This is a genomic window from Dietzia sp. B19 (genome assembly GCF_014145155.1).
In the GTDB taxonomy this organism is placed as follows: Bacteria; Actinomycetota; Actinomycetes; order Mycobacteriales; family Mycobacteriaceae; genus Dietzia; species Dietzia natronolimnaea.
Map to the genome: position 1 here is coordinate 1 of NZ_JAALED010000474.1, position 1,267 is coordinate 1,267.

The 1,267-nt window shown below is 72.0% G+C and carries 1 protein-coding gene; it reads right to left on the reverse strand.

The features are described 5' to 3' along the window. Window positions 1–13 precede the first annotated feature (13 nt). Entirely contained in the window at window positions 14–1,063 is a 1,050-nt protein-coding gene (locus G6020_RS13170) for a polyprenyl synthetase family protein (RefSeq protein WP_179523186.1), read from the reverse strand. Between the last annotated feature and the right edge of the window lie 204 nt (window positions 1,064–1,267).

Consider the following 1,267-nt stretch of genomic DNA (forward strand, 5'->3'; position numbering starts at 1 on the left):
CCCGGCGCGGCGGTCAGCTCACGCGGTCGACGGTGAACCGGACCAGCCGCCGCAGCGCCTCGTTCGCGGGACCGGCGGGCAGCACGTCCAGCTCGGCCATGGCGTCCGCCACGTACTGCTCGAGCGTCGCCCGCGCGCGCCGCATCCCCTCGGAGGCGCGGAGGAGATCCAGGGCCTCGTGGACCTCGGAGTCGTCGGTCAGCGGCTGCGCCAACAGTTCACGGAGGCGGTCGCCGTCGGTGGAACCGGCCTCGAGCGCGTAGATCATGGGCAGCGTGTGCACACCCTCGCGCAGGTCGGTCCCGGGAGTCTTGCCCGAGTCGGACGACGGAGAGGCGATGTCGATGATGTCGTCGGCGATCTGGAACGCGATCCCCACGGCGTCTCCCAGCCGTCGCAGACTCTGGATCTGCTCGTCGGAGGCGCCGGAGTACTCGCCGCCGAACTGGGCGGCGGCCGCGATCAGCGACCCGGTCTTCTCCCAGATCACGCGGAGGTAGTGACCGGCGGCGTCGGCGGCGTCCCCGCCGTCGCCCGGACCGACCGTCTCCCGCATCTGCCCGGTGACCAGTTCCGCGAAGGTCTGGGCGATGAGCTGGACCGCGGCCGGGCCGAGGTCCGCCAGGAGCATGGAGGAATGGGCGAAGAGGAAGTCGCCGGCGAGGATCGCGGTGGAGTTGTCCCAGCGGCTGTTGGCGGACTCCACGCCGCGGCGCACGGCCGCCTCGTCCATCACGTCGTCGTGATAGAGCGTGGCCAGGTGGATCATCTCGCACACCACGGCGGCCTTGACCAGGCGCTCGCGGTCGGGTTCCGGACCGAGCTCTCCGGTGAGCAGGGTGACGACGGGCCGGAAGCGCTTCCCGCCGGCGGTGACCAGGTGCAGGGCGACCTCGGTGAGGAAGTCCTCCCCGGTCTCGAGTCGGCTCACCAGGAGCTCCTCGACCTCCACCAGTCGCGCCCTCAGCAGCGCCGCGAGATCCGCGTCGCCGACGTCCACGCCCGCCACCACATGGTCGGGCGCCGTCTCAGCGGTGCCGGTCGTCACAGAATCGCTCGACATCCTCATTCGTCCTCGTCGCCTGGTGCGGACCGGCATCGACCGACCCTGACGACAGACTACGGTCCCCACCCGGGGGCTGCGGCACCCCACCCCGGCCGAGGTCGGCGCCGACCGGTCCGGCGCGGACCTGCCACCATGGAGCGCATGGACCCACGGCCGCGACCTCCCGCTTCGACCGATGTCCTCGTGGTGGGGTGCGGGCCC

Excerpts from the sequence above, each read along its gene's own strand:
- G6020_RS13170 (WP_179523186.1), bottom strand. The coding sequence starts at position 1,063 with ATGTCGAGCGATTCTGTGACGACCGGCACCGCTGAGACGGCGCCCGAC.